This is a genomic window from Cognatishimia coralii (genome assembly GCF_037478305.1).
In the GTDB taxonomy this organism is placed as follows: Bacteria; Pseudomonadota; Alphaproteobacteria; order Rhodobacterales; family Rhodobacteraceae; genus Cognatishimia; species Cognatishimia coralii.
The window spans coordinates 152,902-175,556 of sequence record NZ_JBBGAZ010000003.1 but is presented as its reverse complement, the minus strand read 5'-3'; the positions used below and the strand labels follow the sequence as shown (position 1 = coordinate 175,556).

The 22,655-nt window shown below is 58.8% G+C and carries 17 protein-coding genes; 7 read left to right on the top strand and 10 right to left on the bottom strand.

What is annotated here, in order from left to right:
• Position 1 precedes the first annotated feature (1 nt).
• The 6 genes from WG622_RS08300 to xdhA are packed head-to-tail and all read right to left on the bottom strand — an operon-like array spanning position 2 to position 8,170.
• Positions 2–922 carry an ABC transporter permease gene (locus tag WG622_RS08300; protein ID WP_339403163.1) on the bottom strand — a complete coding sequence of 307 codons (921 nt, stop codon included), beginning with the start codon at positions 920–922 and terminating at the stop codon, positions 2–4.
• A complete protein-coding gene (locus tag WG622_RS08295) occupies positions 922–2,001 on the bottom strand; it encodes an ABC transporter permease (RefSeq protein ID WP_339403162.1) in 1,080 nt (359 codons plus the stop codon). Before WG622_RS08295 ends, WG622_RS08300 begins: the two co-directional genes overlap by 1 nt.
• Positions 1,998–3,533, bottom strand: a complete 1,536-nt coding sequence (locus WG622_RS08290) for an ABC transporter ATP-binding protein (protein WP_339403161.1) — start codon at positions 3,531–3,533, stop codon at positions 1,998–2,000. The genes WG622_RS08295 and WG622_RS08290 overlap by 4 nt, the downstream gene beginning before the upstream one ends.
• Positions 3,530–4,477, bottom strand: a complete 948-nt coding sequence (xdhC, locus tag WG622_RS08285; protein ID WP_339403160.1) for a xanthine dehydrogenase accessory protein XdhC — start codon at positions 4,475–4,477, stop codon at positions 3,530–3,532. Before xdhC ends, WG622_RS08290 begins: the two co-directional genes overlap by 4 nt.
• Positions 4,470–6,812, bottom strand: a complete 2,343-nt coding sequence (gene xdhB, locus WG622_RS08280; protein ID WP_339403159.1) for a xanthine dehydrogenase molybdopterin binding subunit — start codon at positions 6,810–6,812, stop codon at positions 4,470–4,472. Before xdhB ends, xdhC begins: the two co-directional genes overlap by 8 nt.
• Positions 6,809–8,170, bottom strand: coding sequence for a xanthine dehydrogenase small subunit (gene xdhA, locus WG622_RS08275; RefSeq protein WP_339403158.1), 1,362 nt, complete (start codon positions 8,168–8,170; stop codon positions 6,809–6,811). Before xdhA ends, xdhB begins: the two co-directional genes overlap by 4 nt.
• 336 nt (positions 8,171–8,506) lie before the next feature.
• Between xdhA and dnaE the strand changes: the two genes are divergently transcribed.
• Positions 8,507–12,025, top strand: coding sequence for a DNA polymerase III subunit alpha (gene dnaE, locus WG622_RS08270; RefSeq protein WP_339403157.1), 3,519 nt, complete (start codon positions 8,507–8,509; stop codon positions 12,023–12,025).
• 39 nt (positions 12,026–12,064) lie between these two features.
• On the opposite strand, the gene WG622_RS08265 is transcribed toward dnaE, so the two are convergent.
• Positions 12,065–12,259, bottom strand: a complete 195-nt coding sequence (locus WG622_RS08265) for a SlyX family protein (RefSeq protein WP_209355574.1) — start codon at positions 12,257–12,259, stop codon at positions 12,065–12,067.
• 153 nt (positions 12,260–12,412) lie between these two features.
• On the opposite strand from WG622_RS08265, the gene hisS reads away from it, so the two are divergent.
• The 3 genes from hisS to hisG are packed head-to-tail and all read left to right on the top strand — an operon-like array spanning position 12,413 to position 15,690.
• Positions 12,413–13,906, top strand: a complete 1,494-nt coding sequence (gene hisS / locus WG622_RS08260; RefSeq protein WP_339403156.1) for a histidine--tRNA ligase — start codon at positions 12,413–12,415, stop codon at positions 13,904–13,906.
• Positions 13,907–13,909: 3 nt separating this feature from the next.
• Positions 13,910–14,995 carry an ATP phosphoribosyltransferase regulatory subunit gene (locus WG622_RS08255; protein ID WP_339403155.1) on the top strand — a complete coding sequence of 362 codons (1,086 nt, stop codon included), beginning with the start codon at positions 13,910–13,912 and terminating at the stop codon, positions 14,993–14,995.
• The gene (gene hisG / locus WG622_RS08250) at positions 14,992–15,690 is read left to right on the top strand and encodes an ATP phosphoribosyltransferase (RefSeq protein WP_339403154.1); all 699 of its coding nucleotides are present in this window, start codon (positions 14,992–14,994) and stop codon (positions 15,688–15,690) included. Before WG622_RS08255 ends, hisG begins: the two co-directional genes overlap by 4 nt.
• 54 nt (positions 15,691–15,744) lie before the next feature.
• On the opposite strand, the gene WG622_RS08245 is transcribed toward hisG, so the two are convergent.
• Entirely contained in the window at positions 15,745–17,514 is a 1,770-nt protein-coding gene (locus tag WG622_RS08245; protein WP_339403153.1) for a serine protease, read from the bottom strand.
• A gap of 156 nt (positions 17,515–17,670) precedes the next feature.
• Between WG622_RS08245 and WG622_RS08240 the strand changes: the two genes are divergently transcribed.
• From WG622_RS08240 to glyS, 3 genes are read left to right on the top strand one after another with little or no spacing between them, the layout of a single operon-like run.
• The gene (locus WG622_RS08240) at positions 17,671–18,597 is read left to right on the top strand and encodes a glycine--tRNA ligase subunit alpha (protein ID WP_339403152.1); all 927 of its coding nucleotides are present in this window, start codon (positions 17,671–17,673) and stop codon (positions 18,595–18,597) included.
• The gene (locus WG622_RS08235) at positions 18,594–19,118 is read left to right on the top strand and encodes a DUF6446 family protein (protein ID WP_339403151.1); all 525 of its coding nucleotides are present in this window, start codon (positions 18,594–18,596) and stop codon (positions 19,116–19,118) included. The genes WG622_RS08240 and WG622_RS08235 overlap by 4 nt, the downstream gene beginning before the upstream one ends.
• Positions 19,119–19,123: 5 nt before the next feature.
• A complete protein-coding gene (glyS, locus tag WG622_RS08230; RefSeq protein WP_339403150.1) occupies positions 19,124–21,346 on the top strand; it encodes a glycine--tRNA ligase subunit beta in 2,223 nt (740 codons plus the stop codon).
• Here the strand turns inward: glyS and WG622_RS08225 are convergent.
• Entirely contained in the window at positions 21,343–22,047 is a 705-nt protein-coding gene (locus tag WG622_RS08225; protein WP_339403149.1) for an EI24 domain-containing protein, read from the bottom strand. The two genes, glyS and WG622_RS08225, sit on opposite strands and share 4 nt — an antisense overlap.
• Complete coding sequence (locus tag WG622_RS08220; protein ID WP_339403148.1) at positions 22,032–22,610, bottom strand: nitroreductase family protein; 579 nt, start codon at positions 22,608–22,610, stop codon at positions 22,032–22,034. Before WG622_RS08220 ends, WG622_RS08225 begins: the two co-directional genes overlap by 16 nt.
• Positions 22,611–22,655: the final 45 nt, after the last annotated feature.

Sequence of the window (22,655 nt, the reverse complement as noted above, 5' to 3'; positions counted from 1 at the left end):
CTTAGTTCGAGGCATGGAAAGATCGACCGAGCGAGGCGGGGGCTCCGCTCTTGTCGGCCGAGAGAATGACAAGCACCAGAATGGTGATCAGGTACGGTGACATTGCCAGATATTCTACAGGGATCGCAATGCCTGCGGCCTGTAGGTTGAGCTGTAAAACGTTAATACCGCCAAAAAGATAAGCACCCAGCAGGACGCGCCAGGGTTTCCAACTGGCAAAAACCACAAGGGCCAATGCGATCCAGCCGATTCCCGCCGTCATGCCTTCGGTCCATTGTGGCACGCGGATAAGGCTGATGTAAGCGCCTCCAAGCCCCGCGCAGGCGCCGCCGAACATGATCGCGAGGATGCGTACGCGGATGACGTGATAGCCAAGCGCATGAGCCGCGTCATGGTTCTCGCCAACGGCACGCAGGATCAGGCCGACGCGGGTGTATTTCAAGAGGGCCCAAACGGCGGCGGTGAGCAGGATGCCAAGGTATAAGAGCGGGTCATGGGCAAAGAAGATCGGCCCAAAGAAGGGCATGTCCGACAGGCCTGGAATATCAAGGCGTGGCATCGAGGGTGGTTTGATACCGATGTAATTTTGACCCATGAGGGCCGAGAGGCCGAGACCAAAGAGCGTCAGGGCCAAGCCCGAAGCGACTTGGTTTGCCAGCGCGAATTGGGTGAGGAAGGCGAAAAGCGTGGACAGCAACGCGCCGCCCACCATGGCTGCAAGGACGCCCATGAAGGGTGATCCGGTTTCAACCGTCACGGCAAACCCGCAGATCGCGCCGACGATCATCATGCCTTCGACGCCGAGGTTCAGGACGCCGGCTTTCTCGACGACGAGTTCTCCGATAGCGGCCAGCAAGAGCGGCGTGGCGGCGACCATCAAAGACGCAATAAGAAGCGCGGGGCTGATTGCAGAAAGATCCATCAGGCGGCTCCTTTGACGGCGAATTTGATGCGGAAGTTGGTGAGCAGGTCGAGCGCAAGCAGGAAGAACAAGAGCATACCCTGGAAGACCTGAATGGCTGCCGAGGGCAGGCCAAGCGTGAGCTGGGCGAGCTCTCCGCCAATGTAAGTCAGTGCCATCAAGAGGCCAGCGAGCAAGATGCCGATGGGGTGCAGACGGCCTAGGAAGGCGACGATGATCGCGGTGAAGCCATAGCCGACGTTAAAGTCGATGCTGATTTGGCCAGAGGGGCCAGAGACCTCAAACAGGCCCGCAAGCCCTGCGAGCGCGCCGGATGCACACATGCAAAAGATCACCAGACGGGTAGGATTGACGCCGCCAAAGCGCGCGGCCTTGGGGGCCTCGCCGGTGAGTTTGATGTTGAACCCCATGATGTGGCGACTGAGCAGCACATAGGCAAAGATCACCGCGATGAAGGCCGCAGCGATGCCCCAGTGCAGGCCGATCCCTTCGTTGATCCAGCTGGAGGCGCTTGGGTAGTCATTCAGGTTGCGTGAGCCTGGAAAACCGAAACCTTCGGGGTTTTTCAATAATCCTAAGGCCATAGAGGCCAAGAGTTGCTCAGCCACATAGACCAGCATCAAGGAAACAAGGATCTCGTTGGTGCCGAATTTCACTTTCAGCAGCGCAGGGATCAGCGCCCAGAGCATGCCGCCTATCGCACCGCAGATCACCATGAATGGAAAGATAAAGATGCTTTCGATCGGATAGAACGCAAGGCCTGCGCCCGCGCCACAGATTGCGCCTACGATATATTGGCCTTCTGCGCCAATGTTCCAGATACCCGCCCGAAAGCCCAGCGACAGGCCAATCGCGATCAGGATCAGCGGACCTCCTTTGACCAGAAGTTGCGGGCGGGAATAGCTTGCGAAATCTCCGAAGAGAGGATCGTAGAAAATCGTGCGAATGGCCTCGAACGGGTTCTTGCCAAGCGCGCCAAACAAAAGGCCGCCGACGATCATCGTGATGATCACCGCGAGGACAGGCGTGAACAGCGACCAGAATTGGCTCGGCTGCGGGCGTTTTTCGAGCGTGATCATGCGGAGGCCTCCTCACTCAGATGCGCGACTTCCATGCCATGCGCGCCGCCCATCATCAGGCCGATTTCGTCAATGCTCAGGCCCGCCGTCGGGCGCAACTCGCTGAGGCGGCCTTCGTTCAGGGCTCCGAAGCGGTCCGAAATTTCCATCAACTCATCCAAATCTTGGCTGATCACGACGATGGCCGCACCTTTAGCCGCCAGGTCCATCAGGCTTTGGCGGATCGCGGCTGCTGCGGCCGCATCCACGCCCCAAGTGGGTTGGTTTACGATCAGAACTTCCGGATCTTGCAAGATCTCGCGGCCGATCACGAATTTTTGCAGGTTACCGCCGGACAATGCGCGTGCGGCGCGGTCAGATCCCGGCGTGCGCACGTCAAATTTCGCGATGATGTCTTCGGCAAAGGCTTTTGCGCCAGCCCAATTTACAAACCCATTGCTGGTCAGATCTTTTCGAATTGCACCGGTGAGTAAAGCGTTTTCAACAAGGCTCATCGCAGGGGCGGCCGCATGGCCAAGCCGTTCTTCAGGGGCGGCCAAAGTGCCGATCTCGCGGCGCTGGTTCGGGCCCAGATGCCCAACGCCACTACCTTTGATCTTTACCGTATCCGTCGTGCTGAGCGCTTCGCCAGAGAGCGCGGCCAGCAACTCATCTTGCCCATTACCGGCAACGCCGCCAAGACCGAGGATCTCGCCGGATTTCACCGAAAAACTGATATCTTTCAGCGATGTGCCAAACTCGCTCGCCGAGGTCATCGACAGCGCGGACACCTCCAAAACGACCGCGCCACCATCCTTGGCTTTGCGCGTGGGCGTCTGCAACGTATCGCCGACCATCATCTCGGCCATATCCCGTGCCGAGGTCTCGGCAGGCACGCATTCGCCCACGTTTTTACCCAATCGCAGGATCGTCGCATGGTCACAGAGCGCGCGGATCTCTTCGAGCTTGTGGCTGATATAAAGGATCGAAGTGCCTTCGGATTTCAGCTTCCGCAGGGTCTCAAACAAAATTTCGACCTCTTGTGGGGTCAGCACAGAGGTCGGTTCATCCATAATCAACAATTTCGGGTCTTGCAGCAGGCAGCGAATGATTTCGACCCGCTGCCGCTCGCCTGCTGACAGATCGCCGACGGTGCGATAGGGATCAAGTGGCAGGCCATAGGTTTCAGAGACCTCTTTGATCCGCCCCGCCAGATCGCGCATGGGCGGAGGGTTCTCCATCCCCAAGGCGACGTTTTCGGCAACATTCAGAGCTTCAAACAGCGAGAAATGTTGGAACACCATCGCGACGCCTGTGGCCCGCGCAACCCGAGGCTCGGCGGGGGCAAAATCCTCACCGCGCCAGGTCATGGTACCACTGTCTGGCTTCACCAAACCATAGATCATCTTCACCAGCGTGGATTTCCCCGCGCCGTTTTCGCCGAGCAATGCGTGAACTTCGCCCTCTTTGATGTCAAAGGACACAGAGTCATTGGCGATCACGCCGGGATAGGCTTTGGTCAGCCCTTCTATGGACAGCAGAGTCCCTGTCATGCGGTCTGGTCCTTTCGGGCCTTCTTGTTTTTCAGATCATGCAATAGCGCCCCAGCGACGCCGATGGCAATTGCTTGTGGTTGTTTTCCCAACGTCGGATCGCCAATCGGGCAAGTGATGCGGGAAATTTGGTCAGGGGCGTGGCCCAGATCGTTTAGGCGGTTCTTAAACCGCGCCCATTTGGTTTTGGACCCGATGAGCCCTGTGAAGGCAAAGCTATGGGACAGCAGCTGATGGCACAGCTCCAGATCCAGCGCGTGCGAATAGGTCAGGATCAGGTGCTGGGCGTCGCTTGGCGCATAGGGCACCAAGTTCGCAGGGTTATCCGCTGTCAGTTTGGTGACCCCTTCTGGGATCACTTCGGGAAAGCGCGCCTCAGAGGTGTCGATCCACGTGATGTCAAACTCTGTCAGCCCAGCAAGCGTCTGGACCATCGCGCGCCCAACGTGACCTGCGCCCCAAAACCAAAGTGGCACGGCGCGCGCGCGAAGCGGTTCTATGAACCAGCCGTCCTGTAGCTGTGGCCTAACCGCAAGGCCTTGATTGCGGGCAAGGGTTTCTGCCCGCTTCAGGCTCAATGGCATGGCGCTGTCACCGGCGACCTGCCGTGCAAAGCTCTGTTTCTCGTCAAGGTGCTCAAGATCGCCCGCCGTGAAGATTTCGCTGACAAGGCTCACCGACCCGCCGCAACACTGTCCCAGCGCAGGGCCAAGCGGATGGCGCGAGAGTTCGGCTGTTGTTTGGCGTCCTAACATCGCGCGCGCAGATTTGGTGGCCTCGAACTCCAATGTGCCGCCGCCGATGGTGCCGGACTGACCGGTTTGCCAAACCAACATAGAGGCTCCGACTTCGCGCGGCACCGACCCCGCAATCTCTGCCACGACAACCCGCGCGACAGGTCCATGCGCGGCGATGGCGTCTTTCAACCGCGCCAGATCAAACATCGCGCACCCTTTGGGTCGCCATATAGACTCGCTCCGCCGTCGCCGGGGCATCCAGATCCGGATAGCTTGAACCACAGGCTTCAACCGCGTCCGACAAGGCCATCAAAGCGGAGATCCCCAACATGAACGGAGGCTCGCCCACCGCTTTAGAGCGATAGATCGTGTCCTCTGCATTCTCGTTTTCATAAAGCGCCACGTTGAACACATCAGGCCGATCTGAGCAGGCCGGGATCTTATAGGTACTGGGCGCATGGGTGCGCAGATTGCCGTTGTCGTCCCAGACCAGTTCTTCGGTCGTGAGCCAGCCTGCGCCTTGTACATAAGCGCCTTCGACCTGACCAATGTCCAACGCTGGATTCAGAGAGCTACCGGCGTCATGCAAAAGGTCGGCACGAAGAATGCGGTTTTCTCCGGTCAACGTGTCGATGACAACTTCGGTGACTGCGGCGCCGTAGGCAAAATAGTAGAACGGACGGCCCTGACCTTTGATACGGTCCCACGCCAGATCCGGTGTTTTGTAAAACCCAGTTGATGAAAGGCTCACGCGCGCCTCATAACAGGCCTTCGCAACCTCGGCAAAACTCTTGCGGTTGCCAGCGACGTCCACATGCCCATCGGCAAACCGCACATCCGCCAAAGCACATTGATGCTGCTCTGCTAGATGCTGCGCCATACGATCCCGTATGGTGTCGCAGGCAATCTTAACGGCCATGCCATTGAGGTCACTTCCCGAGCTGGCCGCCGTTGCCGAGGTATTCGGCACCTTGCCCGTATCCGTCGCCGTGATCTTCACGAACTCCAACGGAACACCAAACCGAGACGCCGCCACCTGCGCCACTTTCTGGTTCAGACCTTGCCCCATCTCGGTGCCGCCATGGTTCATCTGGATCGAACCATCCTGATAGACATGGACCAAAGCCCCAGCCTGGTTCAGATGCGTCAGAGTAAAAGAAATCCCAAACTTCACAGGCGTTAGCGCGATGCCCTTTTTCAGGATCGGATTGGCGTCATTCCACTCCCGAACCGCAGCACGTCGCGCTTTGTAGTCCGAGGTCTCTTCGAGTTGTGAGACCAAATCATGCAGCACGAAATCCGTCACCGCTTGTCCATAGGGCGTCGTATTTCTCTTGCCAGAAATATCCTCGGGGGGAGGGGCGACGGCGTCGCTCCGGGGGGCAGACAGCCCCCGATTTGCGTCCTCATAGAAATTCACGCGCCGAACCTCGAGGGGATCTTTGCCCAAGGCATGCGCCACATGGTCCATCACGCGCTCGATCCCCAGCATACCCTGAGGCCCACCGAACCCGCGATAGGCGGTGGCCGACTGCATATTTGTCTTTAGCCGATGACTCTCGATGCGGATATTGTCCAGTTGATAGGCATTGTCGGAATGCAGCATGGCGCGGTCGGCCACCGGCAGGGACAGATCCTGCGCCCAGCCACAACGGGCATAATGGCGGAAGTCGATGCCCAAAACGCGGCCCGTCTCGTCAAAACCGACATCATAGTCGATGCGGAAATCATGCCGCTTGCCGGTTATCACCATGTCATCGTCGCGGTCATAGCGCATTTTACAGGCGCGTCCGGTCTTTTGCGCGGCAATCGCGCAGGCCACGGCCAGCGCATTGCCTTGGCTTTCCTTGCCGCCAAAGCCACCACCCATGCGGCGTGTTTCCACACGGACCGCATTCATCGGCACCCCAATCGCATGGGCCACTTTGTGCTGGATCTCGGTCGGATGCTGGGTCGAGGAATTGACCACCATATCGCCATTGTCTTGCGGCTGGGCAAGGGCGGCTTGGCCTTCGAGATAGAAATGCTCTTGCCCGCCCATGGTGATGCTGCCCGACAGAGACTTTGGCGCATCCTTCAGAGCCTGCGCGGCGTCACCCGCCGACCAGATCCGGGGGGCGTCCTCAAACCGGCTATCGGCGGCCAAGGCATCCTCGATGGTGAGGATCGGGGTTTCTTGGGTGAAAGAGATCTCGCCGAGTCGAGCGGCCTTGCGTGCGTTCAGGTGACTGTCCGCGACAACAAGGAAGATAGGTTGACCCAGATAGTGGATAGCGCCATCGGTCAAAAGGGGTTCATCGTGGATCGACGGGCTGACGTCGTTGTCAAATGGCAGATCATCGGCCGTCAGAACCGCAACAACACCCGGAGCCGCGCGGGCTGCGGCGAGGTCCATGGATGTGATCCGGCCACGCGCAATCGAAGACAGTCCAAACGCCAGATGCAACGTGCCGCGGGGGGTAGGAATATCATCCACATAGCGCGCTTGTCCGGTCACATGCAGGGCAGCGCTGTCGTGGGGGCGAGAGGTGGCGACACTCATGGCGAGACCTCCAGAACTGAGGCCGCGATGCCTTGGTCTTCAAGCAAATAGCGGCGCAGCATATTGCGTGCTGTTTCAAGGCGATAGCTGGCCGAGGCGCGCATGTCGCTCATCGGTGTAAAATCCTCTGCGAATGCAGAAAGCGCCGGCGCGATACCCTCTTCGCTCCAGTCTGCCCCCATAAGGGCTTCCTCAACCGACGTCGCGCGTTTTGGCGTCGCGGCCATGCCTCCAAAAGCGATCCGAGCAGAGGTCACGACGCCTTCAGACACGCCAATATTGAACGCGCCCAAGACCGCGGAAATATCCTGATCAAAGCGTTTGGAGAGCTTATAGACCTTCAACCGATCCTCTTGCCGCGGGATCGTGATCCTCTCCACGAATTCTCCGGCTGCGCGATCCTGCTTGCCGTAGGCGATGAAGAAATCCTCGATCGGCATCGACCGTCGTGCATCACCTTTGCGCAGGTAAAGCGTTGCCCCCAGTGCGATCAAGGCGGGCGGGTTGTCCCCAATCGGAGATCCATTGGCCACATTCCCCCCAAGCGTTGCCGCATTGCGGATCTGCGTGCTCGCGTAACGGCGCAGCATTTCGCCATAGGACGGGTGATGCGGCTCAATCGCAGCCCGCATCGCGTTCATATCCACCATGGCGCCAAACGAAAGTTCTGTGTCAGAGACGCTGATATCTTTCAGATCGGCACAACGGCCAAGAAAAATCACCGGATCCAACTCGCGAAGCTGTTTTGTCACCCAAAGCCCCACATCTGTCGCGCCTGCGACCAAAGTGGCGTCGGGATGGGCGGCATAGACCTCGGCCAGCTCATCGCAGCTTGTGGGTTGGAACTTGGAGCCTGCCTCCACCTTCGGCAAGTCGTCTTTCACCCAAACGGGCACCGGTTTGTCCTGCGCCGCCTCCGCCGCACGGACGATCGGCGCATAGCCGGTGCAGCGACAGAGGTTGCCCGCCAACTGATCATCATGATCCGTCGCGCCATTGCTATGGGCCGCGACCATCGACGCAATGAACCCCGGCGTACAAAACCCGCACTGGCTACCATGATGCTCGATCATCGCTTCTTGCACAGGATGCAATTCACCGTCGGGGCCAGAAACGCCCTCAACAGTCCGCACCGATTTTCCCTGAAGCTGCGGCATAAACAGAATGCAGGCATTCAGCGCCTTGGTGCCGCCCTCGTCTTGCACAACGACCGAGCAGGCCCCGCAGTCGCCCTCATTGCAGCCCTCTTTGGTGCCGCTTAATCCACGTGTTTCCCGAAGCCAGTCCAGCAACGTCTGCGTTGCCTGGACATTGCGCACATGCGTGGTCTCTCCGTTCAGAAGAAACGTGACGTCCATGTGATAGAACCCGTCGCCTTACCGATGTCATGCCTTGGTGCGGAACTTCGATGCGACGTAGAAGATCCGCGGCCCCCTGGGTGTAACTATTTTCAGGATAGAAACAGCGCACCCGTCGTGGCAAGACAAAAGAGCCTGTTTTCCAAGCGTTTGCACAATTGGTGCGCGGGGTGGGCCGTGGGCGACCACACCTTAATCCCTTGAGACTCAAGATAATCGACTTGATTGTGTTGCAATCCAAGAAAGTCCTTCGGCCAAGACCGCGCCGAAATTTTAGGCACATCACAGCGGATTCACCCGTTTCCCCGCGCGTCTCTGTGAGCTAGCTTTGCCCCCATGAGCAGCCAACCCCGATTCATCCACCTCCGCGTCCATACCGAATATTCCCTGCTGGAAGGCGCGATGCGCGTCAAGAAACTGCCGGGGCTTTGTGCGGATATGGATATGCCCGCCGTCGCGATCACCGACACCAATAATATGTTCGCGGCTCTGGAGTTTTCCGTCGGCGCGCAAGGGGCAGGGGTGCAGCCGATTGTCGGCTGTCAGGTCGATCTGCAAATGCCCTATGACGATCCCTCGGGTCGCACACAAAAACCCGCGCCCGCGCCTTTGGTTTTGCTGAGCCAGCGCGAAGAGGGCTATGAGAACCTTATGAAGCTCTCCTCCTGCCTCTATGTCGATAAAGGCGGGCAGATGCCGCAAGTCACCATGGAGGAACTCGAGGCACAATCAGGTGGTCTCATCTGTCTGACCGGAGGCCCGGACGGCCCTATCGGTCGTCTGCTACAACAAGGCCAACGTCCCGCCGCCGAAGCGATGATGGAGCGTCTGCATCAGATTTTTGGCGACCGCCTCTATGTGGAACTGCAACGTCACCCCGGAGAAGACGGCGCGCCGCAGGCCGAGCGACTGACAGAGCGCGGTTTTGTCGAAATGGCCTATGCGCGAGACATCCCGCTGGTGGCCACGAATGACGTCTATTTCCCAAAGACTGAGATGTATGAGGCCCATGACGCGCTGATCTGTATCGCCGAGGGCGCCTATGTGGATCAGGCGGATGGCCGCCGTCGCCTGACCAACCAGCATTACTTCAAGTCGCAGCAAGAGATGATCACGCTCTTCGCCGACCTGCCCGAAGCGATTGAGAACACGGTCGAAATCGCCAAACGCTGCGCCTTTGCCACATATCGCCGCGATCCGATCCTACCGAAATTCGCCGATGACGAGGTCGCCGAACTCCGCCGTATCGCTAATGAAGGCCTGCAAAAGCGACTGGCCGTTATCCCTCATGCGGTCTCTGTCGAAGAATACCAAGAACGACTCGATTTCGAGCTGGGCATCATCGAGGGCATGGGCTTCCCGGGCTACTTCCTGATCGTTGCAGACTTTATCCAATGGGGCAAAGATCAGGGTATCCCTGTGGGGCCGGGCCGGGGCTCTGGTGCAGGCTCGCTCGTGGCCTATGCGCTCACGATCACCGACTTGGATCCGCTGCGCTATTCGTTGCTGTTTGAGCGGTTCCTCAACCCCGAACGGGTCTCGATGCCTGACTTCGACATCGACTTCTGTATGGACCGCCGCGAAGAGGTCATCCGCTATGTGCAGGAAAAATATGGCCGTGACAAAGTCGGGCAGATCATCACCTTCGGTGCGCTTTTGTCCAAAGCTGCGGTGCGCGACATTGGTCGTGTTCTGCAGATGCCCTATGGGCAGGTGGATCGCCTGTCCAAAATGATCCCGGTCGAGGGCGTCAAACCTGTCTCCATCGAAAAGGCGCTAAAGGACGAACCACGCCTGCGCGAGGAAGCCAAATCAGAAGAGGTCGTGGACCGACTTCTGAAATACGGCATGCAGGTGGAGGGCCTTTTGCGCAACGCCTCCACCCACGCCGCCGGCGTGGTGATCGGAGACCGACCGCTAGATGCTCTGGTGCCGCTCTACCAAGACCCGCGCTCGGATATGCCGGCCACCCAGTTCAACATGAAATGGGTCGAGCAGGCGGGGCTTGTGAAGTTTGACTTCTTGGGTCTGAAAACTCTGACCGTGGTCGAGAACGCCGTCAAACTGATCAAGAAATCCGGCCGCGACATCCATGTGACTGCCGAGGGCGTTCAGCTCTACGACCCGCCAGAAGGCGCGGTGAACGAGATCAACGCTATCCCGCTGGATGATGAGGCCACCTACAAACTCTACGCCGCCGCGAAAACCGTCGCCGTGTTCCAGGTGGAATCCACCGGCATGATGGACGCGCTCAAGCGCATGAAGCCCACCTGTATCGAGGATATCGTGGCACTCGTGGCGCTGTATCGTCCCGGTCCGATGGAGAACATCCCGACCTATTGTGAAGTCAAAAACGGGCTGCGTGAAATCGAATCTGTGCACCCCCTGATCGACCATATTCTTGAGGAAACTCAAGGGATTATCGTCTATCAGGAACAGGTTATGCAGATCGCTCAGGTGATGGCGGGCTATAGCCTTGGCGGCGCGGATCTGCTCCGCCGCGCCATGGGTAAAAAAATTAAGGAAGCGATGGACGCGGAACGTCCGAAATTCGAAGCAGGGGCCGCCGAAAACGGCGTCGACAAAAAGAAAGCCTCCGAGGTCTTCGACCTCTTGGAAAAGTTCGCCAACTACGGCTTCAACAAATCCCACGCGGCGGCCTATGCGGTCGTGAGCTACTACACCGCCTGGCTCAAGGCCAATCACCCGGTAGAGTTCATGGGCGGCGTGATGAACTGCGATATCCACCTCACAGACAAGCTCGCGGTCTATTTCGAAGAGGTCAAAAAGGCGCTGGGCCTGCCCTGGGTACCGCCCTGCGTGAACCGCTCCGAGGCGATGTTTACGGTGGTCGACGGCGCTCTGGTCTATGCGCTGGGCGCGTTGAAAAACGTTGGTGTCGAGGCGATGACCTTGGTGACCGAAGGCCGCAAAGTTGATGGTGTCGACAAACCCTTCGCAACGCTCTTTGATTTCGCCCGCCGCGTCGACCTGAAACGCGTGGGAAAACGCCCACTAGAAATGCTCGCGCGGTCTGGTGCGTTCGACCAACTCGACCGCAACCGCCGCAAAGTCTTCGAAAGCCTTGAGCAACTCGTGAACTATTCCGCCGCGATCCATGAACAAAAGGCCTCAAACCAAGTCAGCCTCTTTGGCGAAGCAGGTGATGACCTGCCCGAGCCGCGCCTTAGCAAAGTGGCCGATTGGCTGCCCGCCGAGAAACTGGATGAGGAAGCCAAAGCCATCGGCTTCTTCCTCTCAGGCCACCCGCTCGAAGACTATATGGGCGCGCTCAAACGCAAGCAGGTTCTGACGTTGGATGAGCTGACCGAAAAGGCACGTGGCGGGCCTTGCGTTGCGAAAATCGCGGGCCGCGTGTCCGGCCGCCAAGAACGCAAATCCGCCCGCGGCAACCGCTTTGCCTTTGCCCAGCTCTCTGACCCCACAGGCGCATATGAAATCACAATTTTCAGCGAAACGCTTGAAAAGTCACGCGAATATCTCGACGTCGGCTCCAAAGTCGTCGTCACGGCCGAGGCCACAATGGAAGCCGACCAGCTCAAGCTTCTCGCCAAATCCATCGGCCCGATTGATACGGTGGTTGCGGATGCAGGGTCGTCAGGGCTCAAGATCTATGTCGAAGGCGTCGAAGCAGTTGGCACAGTCGCCAGCATTCTTGAACGCGAACGTCACGCGGCCAAGTCTGGCCCCAAAGGCCCGGTTGTCTTTACCATGATGAGCGGAGACCTCCCCGGCGAAGTCGAGATCGATACGGGCAACGAATACCCCGTGAACCCGCAACTCCGCGGCGCGATCAAACATATTGATGGGGTGATGGCGGTGGAGGATTACTAAAGCAGCTCGCGCATCGCGCGCTGCCGCTCGGCTCTTCGCTCAATAATGCGGCGGCCGCTCATCCCCCAGAACAACGCCACCCGAGCCCGCCGACTCCCGATCCGCCTCGCGCTCCAACAGCATCTGAACCCGCCGCTTCAGCAGCACCAGTTCCGTATCCTGACGCGCAATCACGTCCGACAGTTCCTCAACCGTGCGGGTCAAATGGGCGATCTGTTCTTCTAGCTTTTCCATGCTCTCCACATAAGCCGCGCGCAAAGCCCCCGCAATCCCCCTCATTCTCTTGCCACAAATATCCGCGCCGCAGGCAAGCCGACAGGCTTTCGGTTGCCTGCCACCTAGGGGGCTGCTAAGGGGCAGGCATTATTTGAACCAAGGACCAGAGAGATGGCCAAAGTAAAGAAAGCCCCGCGCCCTAAGGCTCAGACGCCCAAGGGTTTCCGCGACTATTTCGGCAGCGAAGTGACTGAACGCGCCGAAATGCTGCATCAGATTGCAGGGGTTTATCATCGCTATGGTTTTGAGGCCTTGGAGAGCGCTGCGGTGGAAACCGTCGAGGCGCTTGGCAAATTTCTGCCCGATGTGGACCGCCCCAACGAAGGTGTCTTTGCCTGGCAAGAGGCCGATGAAGACGGGCAGGGCGATTGGATGGCCCTGCGCTATGACCTGACAGCCCCTTTGGCGCGCGTCTACGCGCAACATCGCAATGACCTGCCGACCCCGTATCGCCGCTATGCGATGGGACCGGTTTGGCGCAACGAAAAGCCAGGACCAGGTCGTTATCGTCAGTTCTATCAGTGTGACGCAGACACTGTGGGCACTGCCTCGATGGGCGCGGACGCCGAGATCTGTGCCATGCTCAGCGACACGCTGGAAACCGTTGGCATTCCACGCGGAGACTATCTGGTCCGCGTGAACAACCGTAAGGTCCTCAATGGCGTCCTTGAAGCTATGGGTCTTGGCGACGATCAAGCCGCCCGAGATAACGTGCTGCGGACCATCGACAAGTTCGACAAAGTTGGCGAGGCGGGCGTGCGCGAACTTTTGACCAAAGGTCGTCTGGATGCCTCCGGTGCTTTCATCGATGGCGTTGGTCTCAGCGACGATCAAGCCGAACCTGTTATTGCCTTCCTCACATCGAAAGCTGCGGATGTGGCCAAGACCTTCGAGAACCTGCGCGGCGCAGTCGGTAGTTCGGCCATTGGTGCCGAAGGCATCGCAGAGCTTGAGCAGATCGGAGACCTCTTGGCAGCAGGCGGCTACGGCAGCGACCGCATCGAAATTGACCCCTCTGTGGTGCGCGGTCTGGGCTACTACACGGGCCCCGTTTTCGAGGCAGAGCTGACCTTTGAGATCTTCGACGAAAAGGGGCGCAAACGTCAGTTTGGCTCTGTTTCTGGTGGGGGGCGCTATGATGACCTTGTGAAACGCTTCACGGGCCAATCGGTTCCTGCAACGGGTGTTTCGATTGGCGTGGATCGTCTGCTCGCAGCTCTGCGTGAAAAGGGCCGTATTGGTGGCGCGGTCACCGGCCCAGTGGTCGTGACCGTCATGGATCGCGACCGCATGGCGGATTACCAAGCCATGGTCACAGAGCTGCGCAACGCGGGCATTCGGGCCGAAGTCTATCTTGGCAATCCAAAGAACTTTGGCAATCAGCTGAAATATGCGGACAAGCGGAATTCTCCTATTGCGGTCATCGAAGGCGGCGATGAAAAGGCCAATGGCGTCATCCAGATCAAAGACCTGATCCTGGGTGCCAAAATCGCCGAAAGCGCCACGCTTGAGGAATGGAAAGAACGCCCAAGCCAGTTCGAAGTGCCGCGGGGCGACTTGGTCGCAAAGGTGCGCGAGATCCTTGCGGCGCAAGCGGAAGACTAAGCCATGGCTGACAAAGCAAAGATCCGCGCACGCGCCGCTGAACTGCGGGCGGGGTTTGAAGCGGCGGGGGCAACCGTCGCCGAAACCTCGGTTCTGCAGCCGGCCGAAGTGCTCTTGGACCTCTATGGCGAGGACATTCGGGGCCGCGCCTATGTGACCTCAGATGCGCTTTTGGGCGAGCAGATGCTGCGCCCGGATTTCACGGTGCCTGTTGTGCAGATGCATATGGCTGAAGGGGCAGAGCCCGCGCGCTATACCTATTCCGGCGAGGTCTTCCGTCGCCAAGAAGACGATAGCAGCCGCGCCAATGAATACACGCAGGTCGGCTATGAGGTCTTTGATCGTCAAAACCCAGCTGCTGCGGATGCCGAGGTCTTTACCCTCGTGCGCGATGCCGTGGCGCATTTGGACCTGCGGGCCGCAACCGGTGACATCGGCCTTTTGGCCGCAGCGGTTGCAGGCCTTGAGACCACCGAGCGTCGCAAGGCAGCCCTCGCGCGTCATCTCTGGCGGCCGCGCCGGTTCCGCGCTTTGCTGGATCGGTTTGCCAAACCAACGCCTTCGGACAGCCATCGCGCCAAATTGGCTTCCTCCGCTGATCCGTTTGCCGAGGCAGGCCCAATGATCGGTCTGCGTGGCGCGGATGAGATCGAAGCCCGGATTGCGGCGATCAAAGAAGACACCGCTGCGGAACCAATTTCGGCAGTTCAGGTTGACCTGATCGACGAGTTGCTGAACGTCCGCGAAACCCTGCCGTATGCGCTGGATCGTCTGCGCGACATCGCCGTTGACATGCCCGCGATCAGCGGCGCCGTCACGCGATTGGAACACCGCATCCGAGCCTTGTCTGAGCGCGGCGTCGACGTCGAGGCGCTGGAATTTGAGGCCAGCTATGGGCGCACCAGCATGGAATACTACGACGGCTTCGTCTTTGGGTTCTATTCTGATCAGCGTGGCGATCTTCCCGCCGTGGCCTCGGGCGGGCGCTATGACGCGCTGACGAGGGTCTTGGGCCAAGGCAACGAAATTCCCGCCGTCGGAGGCGTCATCCGCCCCGAAGTGGTCCTGCAACTGGAGGGCTCGGTATGACGATCAAGCTGGGTGTGCCCTCTAAGGGCCGTTTGATGGAAAAGACCTTTGACTGGTTTGGTGCACGTGGGATTTCGCTCGCACGGACCGGATCTGATCGCGAATATGCGGGCAAGGTCGACGGGATTGAAGGTGTTGAACTGGTCTTGCTCAGCGCCGGAGAAATCCCGCGTGAGTTGTCCGCGGGTCGGATCCATCTGGGTGTCACAGGGACCGATCTGGTGCGCGAAAAGCTGGGGATGTGGGAGCAGCAGGTCAAAGAACTCGCACCACTTGGCTTTGGCGGAGCGGATCTGATCCTTGCGGTCCCTGCCTGCTGGGTCGATGTGGAAACGCTGGATGATCTGGACGCCGTGGCCGCGGCCTTTCGCAAAACCCACGGATTCCGCCTGAGGATTGCGACGAAGTATCACCGGCTGGTGCGAGAGTTTCTGCGGGACGCAGGCGTGGCGGACTATCAGCTTGTTGATAGCCAAGGCGCGACCGAAGGCACGATCAAGAACCTCACCGCCGAAGCCGTCGCGGACATCACCTCAACGGGCGAGACTCTGCGGGCCAATCACCTCAAAATCCTGTCGGATGGGTTGATGTTGAAGTCCCAAGCGACGCTCTTCAAGTCGCGCAAAGCCCCGGTTGATGACGGAGAGAAAGCAATCCTGACTCGCCTGGTTGAACAACTCGGGATTGAGAACTAAACAAAAAAGCCCCGGAGCAGATGCCCGGGGCTTTGTTTCTGTTTGGTGGCTTTATTACCAGCAGCTGACCAAAACGGTCATTTCCCCTGCATATTCAGTAAGATCAACCGGATCGAGCGCACCCAGTTGGTCGCCACTCGCCGCGCTAAGGCCCGAAGCCGCCAAGAGCGATTGGATCGCGTCAGAGTCAGCTTTAAGGCTCACATCATTTGGCAATTGCCGAGCGCCAGTGTCGCGCGCCATCAGCATGCCGACCACATTGCCACCTATGTCAAAGACCGGCCCACCCGCATCACCCGGTTGCGGCGCCAGAGCCAGACGGGTCAGCTCCGTCTCTCCGCCCAGACCGCGAAGATCCTGGACGGTGCCATAGGTAAGGGTCGGCGCGCCCAGAAGGCCTTCAAAGGAATAGCCCGCAACCGCAACCTCAGACGTGCGCGGCAGAGCCGAGGCGCGGAAGGTTGCCACGGAAATCGGCGCGATACGTTCTTTCGGGCGCAGGACGGCAACACCGAGGCTGTCTTCCTGACCAACGACTTCGGCCTCGTAGTCTTCATTCACCGTGATGCGCTGGCAGGTGCCAATGGCCTCAGTTGTCGTCACAACCGTACCCGCGCCATCAGTGAAAAAGCCGGTGCGCGAGAATTTCGGACGGCGTACTTCCAGACCAGACAGCAGGTCGATGTCATCCAGCAATTCAAGCCCCGCATCCGGTGCCAAAGTCCCACCGATGCGGGTGAAAGATGTCCGCATTTCACCAAGGATCCGGCGGCGGCGTTCTTCGTCTCCAGTCGGCCAGACAAGGGTGAAGCCTTTGATTTGACCATCCCGCAGGCCGACTTCGGTGAACGAAACGATCTCGTCATCCGCGCCTTCCAGAGTGAAACCGTTCTTGGTCAGACGACGATCACCGTCCAGCGGCACAATCTTGAGCGTTTGCATGATCTCATAGAGGCCTGCCAGCGTCGTGCGGTTGCCGTCCTGGGAAATCAGGATCACCTGCGCGTCAATGTCGCCGCGTGGTTTGAAGGTGACAAAGGGGTAGATAGGGTCTGTCTTCGTGACAACACCGGTCGGGATCTGGATCTCGATGCCAGAGTCAAACTCAGTCACCAGACGCATGTCCATACCGTCCAGGATCGCATTATAGGCCCGCAGGATCTCGGCGCGCTGCAGGGTCGACATGACGCCGGTTGGCTCATATCCGTTGTCTTCCTGCCACGCAGCCATCGCGTTGCGGGTTCCGCGCCCATATGCGCCGTCGATTGCGGAATTGTAGAAGCCAGCCCATTGCAACAGGCGCTGCAGATCTTTCTTTTGCTCGCGATTGAGCTGATCTTCCGATGCCCGCGCTTCGCGAACCGTTTCGCCGGGATCTCTGAACTCTGGTTCTTCTGGGACAACTGGAACTGGCGTTGCCACCACTTCCGTGGTCGCGGTTTCTTCAGCCACTGCCTCTTCTTCGGTCGCGGCGACCGCTGGTGCCGCCCCGAGCGTGGTATTCAGAGGCCAGAATTGTTCGTCAAACGCCGAAGAGAAGGTGATGTAGGAATCGCGCGGGATGAGATTGCGCCGGCGCAAGTCTCGCAGCCGACGATCCGCTGTCACGCGGTCAAATGGCCCAAGCGCGATCGCGTACCAGCCGCCACCCAGAGCGAACCCATTCACGTCCTCAAGATCCTGCGCATATCGTTGCGCTTCGACGGTGGCCTCGGTCAGGCTCGGGCGGGCTTTGATCTGTACCCAAACGCCACTTGATTGCGCCGACGCAAATTGCGCACAAAGCAGCAGGGCAAAGACAAAAGAAAGAAACTTACAACGCATCGATAACATGGCCCTTTGGCTACAGAAATTTCCAGTCCAGCGCAGTTTTAACAATTCTCAAGGGGCATGCACTCGAAAATTGAGCTTTCGTGCAATTGACCCGCCGGTGTGTTGCGCATAGGAACTAAACGCGTTTGATATGGGCAAGGCAGAGCAATGACAGACGGTAAACCCAAGTCTTTCCAAGAGATCATTTTGCGGCTTCAGGCGTACTGGGCGGCAAAGGGCTGTGCGATTATGCAGCCTTACGACATGGAAGTGGGCGCGGGCACGTTTCACCCGGCGACCACCCTGCGCTCTTTGGGCAGCAAGCCTTGGGCCGCAGCCTATGTTCAGCCCTCACGCCGTCCGACCGATGGGCGCTACGGTGAGAACCCCAACCGCTTGCAGCATTATTATCAGTATCAGGTGCTGATCAAACCCAGCCCGCCGAACCTGCAAGAGCTCTATCTTGGGTCACTTGAGGCGATCGGCATCGATATGGAGCTTCACGACATCCGCTTTGTTGAGGATGACTGGGAAAGCCCTACGCTCGGTGCTTGGGGGCTTGGCTGGGAAGTGTGGTGCGACGGAATGGAAGTCAGCCAGTTCACTTATTTCCAACAGGTTGGCGGCCATGATTGCCATCCGGTGTCCGGCGAGCTGACCTATGGTCTGGAGCGTCTTGCGATGTATGTTCTGGGCGTCGACCACGTAATGGATATGCCGTTTAACGACCCATCTGCGCCGATTGCCTTGAAATACGGTGATGTGTTCAAGCAAACCGAAGAAGAATACGCGCGTTGGAATTTCGACGTTGCGAATACCGAAGTTCTTTTGCGCCATTTTGAGGAAGCTGAAGCGGAATGCGAAGCGATCCTGAGCCAAGAGCACGACGATCCCAAAACAGGCAAACGCATCATCATGGCGCATCCGGCGTATGATCAATGCATCAAGGCGAGCCATATCTTTAACCTGCTCGATGCGCGTGGCGTGATTTCTGTTACGGAACGTCAGGCCTACATTGGCCGTGTGCGGGCGCTAGCCAAGAAATGCGCGGATGCCTTTGTCTTGACCGAAGCAGGTGGCGGAGCGGCCGCGTGAACGGAAAAATCGTCGGAGCATTCATTCTTATGACGGCATTGGCAGCGGGCATCGCGCTCTATGTGTTTCAGGTCTATGCCTTTTATGAACCCGTAGAGGCCTCGGGCAACGCGGACGTTCAGATGACCCTGTTGGCCAGCAATCAGCCCGAAGTGATCCTCTATGAGAACTTTGAAGCGATTGACGCCGAGAGCTCTCCGATCCGCTATCGCGCGTGTTTCACGACGACCATGAGCCAGCCTCTGCTGACCGAGACCTACAAGCCCTATGACAAAGCCGTGCCGAATGTGGCGCCGGGTTGGTTTGACTGTTTCAACGCGGATGAAATCGGCGCGGCACTGTCCAGCGGCGAGGCACTGGCCTTTCTGGGCACCGAAAACATTCACTATGGCATCGACCGCGTGATCGCTGTGATGCCCGACGGCCGAGGCTTTGCCTGGCACCAGATCAACCCTTGCGGAGAGACCGTCTTTGACGGCGATCCCGCTCCGGCGGGCTGTCCGCCGCAACCCGAAGGCTGAGTGATATGCCCGATCTTTTGATTGAACTTTTCTCCGAGGAAATCCCCGCGCGTATGCAGGCGCGGGCCGCCGAGGATCTGAAAAAGCGCGTGACCGATGGGTTGGTGGCCGCGGGTCTGACATATGCGCATGCCTCCAGCTTTTCGACCCCGCGGCGTTTGACCCTCGCGCTTGAGGGGATGCTCGCGGAAAGCCCAACGGTGCGCGAAGAGCGCAAAGGCCCCAAGGTGGGCGCGCCGGAAAAGGCGATCGAAGGCTTTTTGCGCGGTGCTGGCCTCACCATGGATCAGCTTGAAGAACGCGACACGCCCAAGGGCGCGGTTTACTTTGCGACCATCGAGAAAGCCGGGCGACCGGCTGCCGAGATTGTGGCTGAGGTTCTGGAAGAAACCATCCGAAATTTCCCATGGCCCAAGGCGATGCGCTGGGGGGCAGGGGCCTTACGTTGGGTGCGGCCTTTGCATTCGATCCTGTGTTTGATCACGGATGAAGCCGGATCCACTGTTGTGCCGATGGATGTGGATGGGATTGCCGCTGGCGATACCACCGAAGGCCACCGCTTCATGGGCAATGGCCGTTTTGCGGTGACCTCTTTTGAGGACTATGAAGCGCAGCTAAAGCGCAATCATGTGATCCTGAATGCCACCGAACGCGCCGATGCGATCTGGGCCGATGCGCAGAACCTTGCCTTTGCACAAGGCCTAGACGTGGTTGAGGACAAAGGCCTTTTGGCCGAGGTTGCGGGACTTGTGGAATGGCCTGTGACCTTGATGGGCGACATCGCCGAGGACTTCCTCGGCCTGCCACCAGAGGTGCTGCAGACTTCGATGAAAGAACACCAAAAGTTCTTTTCCGTGAAGAACCCCAAAACGGGCCGTATCGAGAAATTCATCACCGTCGCCAACCGCGAGACCGCCGACCAAGGCGCGACCATTCTGGCGGGCAACCAGAAGGTTCTGTTCGCGCGTCTGTCGGATGCCAAGTTCTTCTGGGAGAACGATGTGCGTGTCGCCAAAACCGGCGCGAGCGAGTGGCTTGAGAAGCTGACCCATGTGACCTTCCACAATAAACTCGGCAGTCAGGGCGAGCGGATCGACCGCATCGCAGCCCTCGCGCGTGAGATCGCGCCGATTGTGGGGGCGGATGCGGATCTGGCCGAGAAGGCCGCGCGCTGGGCCAAGGCGGATCTCAGCTCTGAGATGGTCTATGAGTTCCCAGAGCTGCAGGGTCTGATGGGGCAATATTACGCGGAATACGCGGGTCATGAGTCGGAAGTCGCGGCGGCGGCGACTGAGCATTATTCGCCGCTGGGGCCATCGGATAATGTGCCGACCGCGCCGGTGTCTGTGGCCGTGGCGCTGGCGGATAAACTGGATGTTCTAACGGGCTTCTGGGCGATTGATGAAAAACCAACGGGGTCGAAGGATCCGTTCGCGCTGCGTCGTGCGGCGTTGGGGGTTATTCGGTTGGTGCTTGAGAATGGCGTTCAAACCAAATTGGATCGCTTTTTTGATACCCAGCTTATTCGCCACAAAGTGAAGTTGAACGAAGATACTTTGGACAGTGGCGAAACGGCCTTGCTCAAAGATCTGTTGACCGAAATCGCGCGACATGGCGTGTTTGGTGCAGCTCTTGAGACGATCAAACAGAAGTCGGCTGAAAGCCGAGCACCAGAGGTCGTTGCGCCTGTTCCCGATATTTCCGATGACCTGTTGGGCTTCTTCCACGACCGCCTCAAAGTCTTCCTGCGCGATCAGGGCATTCGCCATGACGTCATCGACGCCTGCATCGCGATGGAGGGCAATGACGACATCGCGCTGCTCGTGAACCGGGCGCAGGCGTTGCAGGCCTTCCTTGGCACGGATGACGGGGAAAACCTGCTGCAGGGCTTCAAACGCGCCAACAACATCCTGACCCAAGCCGAGGAAAAGGATGGCGTCGAATATTCCTTTGGGGCCGAGGTGAAATTCGCCGAAGACGCAGCTGAGAAAGATCTGTTTGCAGCGCTCGACAAGTTCGAGGCTCCGATTGCCGAGGCCATCCGGGGCGAGGATTTCGCCGCCGCCATGGCCGGCCTCGCAGGTCTGCGCGCGCCGATTGATGCTTTCTTTGAGGCCGTGCAGGTCAACAGCGACAACGACGTGGTGCGCCGCAATCGCCTGAACCTGCTCAATCGCATTCGCGTGCTGTGCGGCTCGGTCGCCGACCTGACCCGCGTTGAGGGCTAAGAGCGCTCTTCCAGAGTGTGAAACAGGTGGGTGAAGGTCGCGGCCCCCAAGATCGGGATCAAGAGGTTCACCAAGGGCACCGACAGCGGGATCGCCATCAGCGTTCCCGCGAGCCAGATGGTGGCGAAATGTTCGCGGCGCAGCTCTTTGGCGCCGTCACGGCCAATACGGCGCATGGCGGCGATGAAGAAATATTCGCGGCCCAGAAGGAAGCCGTTCAGTCCCCAAAAGATCAGCGGTGCAAAGGGCGGCAGCGCTAAATAGATCAGCAAAGCCAATATGTTGGCTCCGATGAGAACTCCTAGGAAGTTCACCGTGTCTTTCATTGCTTCGCTGAAGGGCACCGGATCAGCGGGCGGTAGATAGGCGAAATGTTTGTCCTCAACAGCGCTCGCGATGCGGTCAAGGAAGAGCGACGTAAAGGCCGAAGCCACGGGCACCATCAAAAAGACCGACAGCAGGATGATCGCAAAGAAAGAGGTCGCGTTGATAATCCACGCGCCCCATCCGCCTTCGCCCATTTGGGCCGCGGCCAGATCATAGAGGCCGAGTGTGTTGAGCACTGCCAAAAGCCCGAAATAAGCTGCGATCAACAGCCCGATTGTTAGGCCAAGCCCCAGAAACAGCACATTTCGAAACCGAGGGTCTCCCAGCTGTCCAAGTGCCTTGAAAAAGCTGGAAAATATTACGCCGAGTGCCATGTGACTTTCGCCTCTATATCAGGACGTGGGCGCTCTGGGGGTGCGGATTTCTCAGTCCCGATGTGGATCAAGCCTGCCACGCGCTCATGTGGCGCAAGGCCGAGGCCTTGTTCGACGAATTCCCGGTCGTGGCTCGCCCAGCCCGACAGCCAATTTGCGCCCCATCCGGCGGCCAAGGCTGCGTTCAAGAGCGCCAGACAGACGGCACCCGCAGAATAGGTCTGTTCGATCTGTGGGATTTTCTCTGAGATGACAGGGCTTTCGACAACGACCACGGCGAGGCCGCTGGTTTCAAATTGGATAGCCCCTTTGTCGATATCGGCTTGGTCTTTGCCCAGCCGCAGGCCGCAGTTCCGTGCCATTGGGGCGAGCTTTGCCAAAGCCGCGCGGTCCAGAACCATCAAACGCCAGGGCTCGAGTTTTCCGTGATCCGGCGTGCGCAGCGCGGCCGTTAGGATCGGCTCCAACGCAGTGCGATCTGGCACCGGATCGATCAGCGTCTTTTGCGGACGGGACCGGCGCGACAGGAGGAAATCGAGGGCGGCTTGGTTGCGGTCAGGCATAAATGACGGGGCCTTTCAGAAAAGTCTTAGGCCAGATGTCATTGT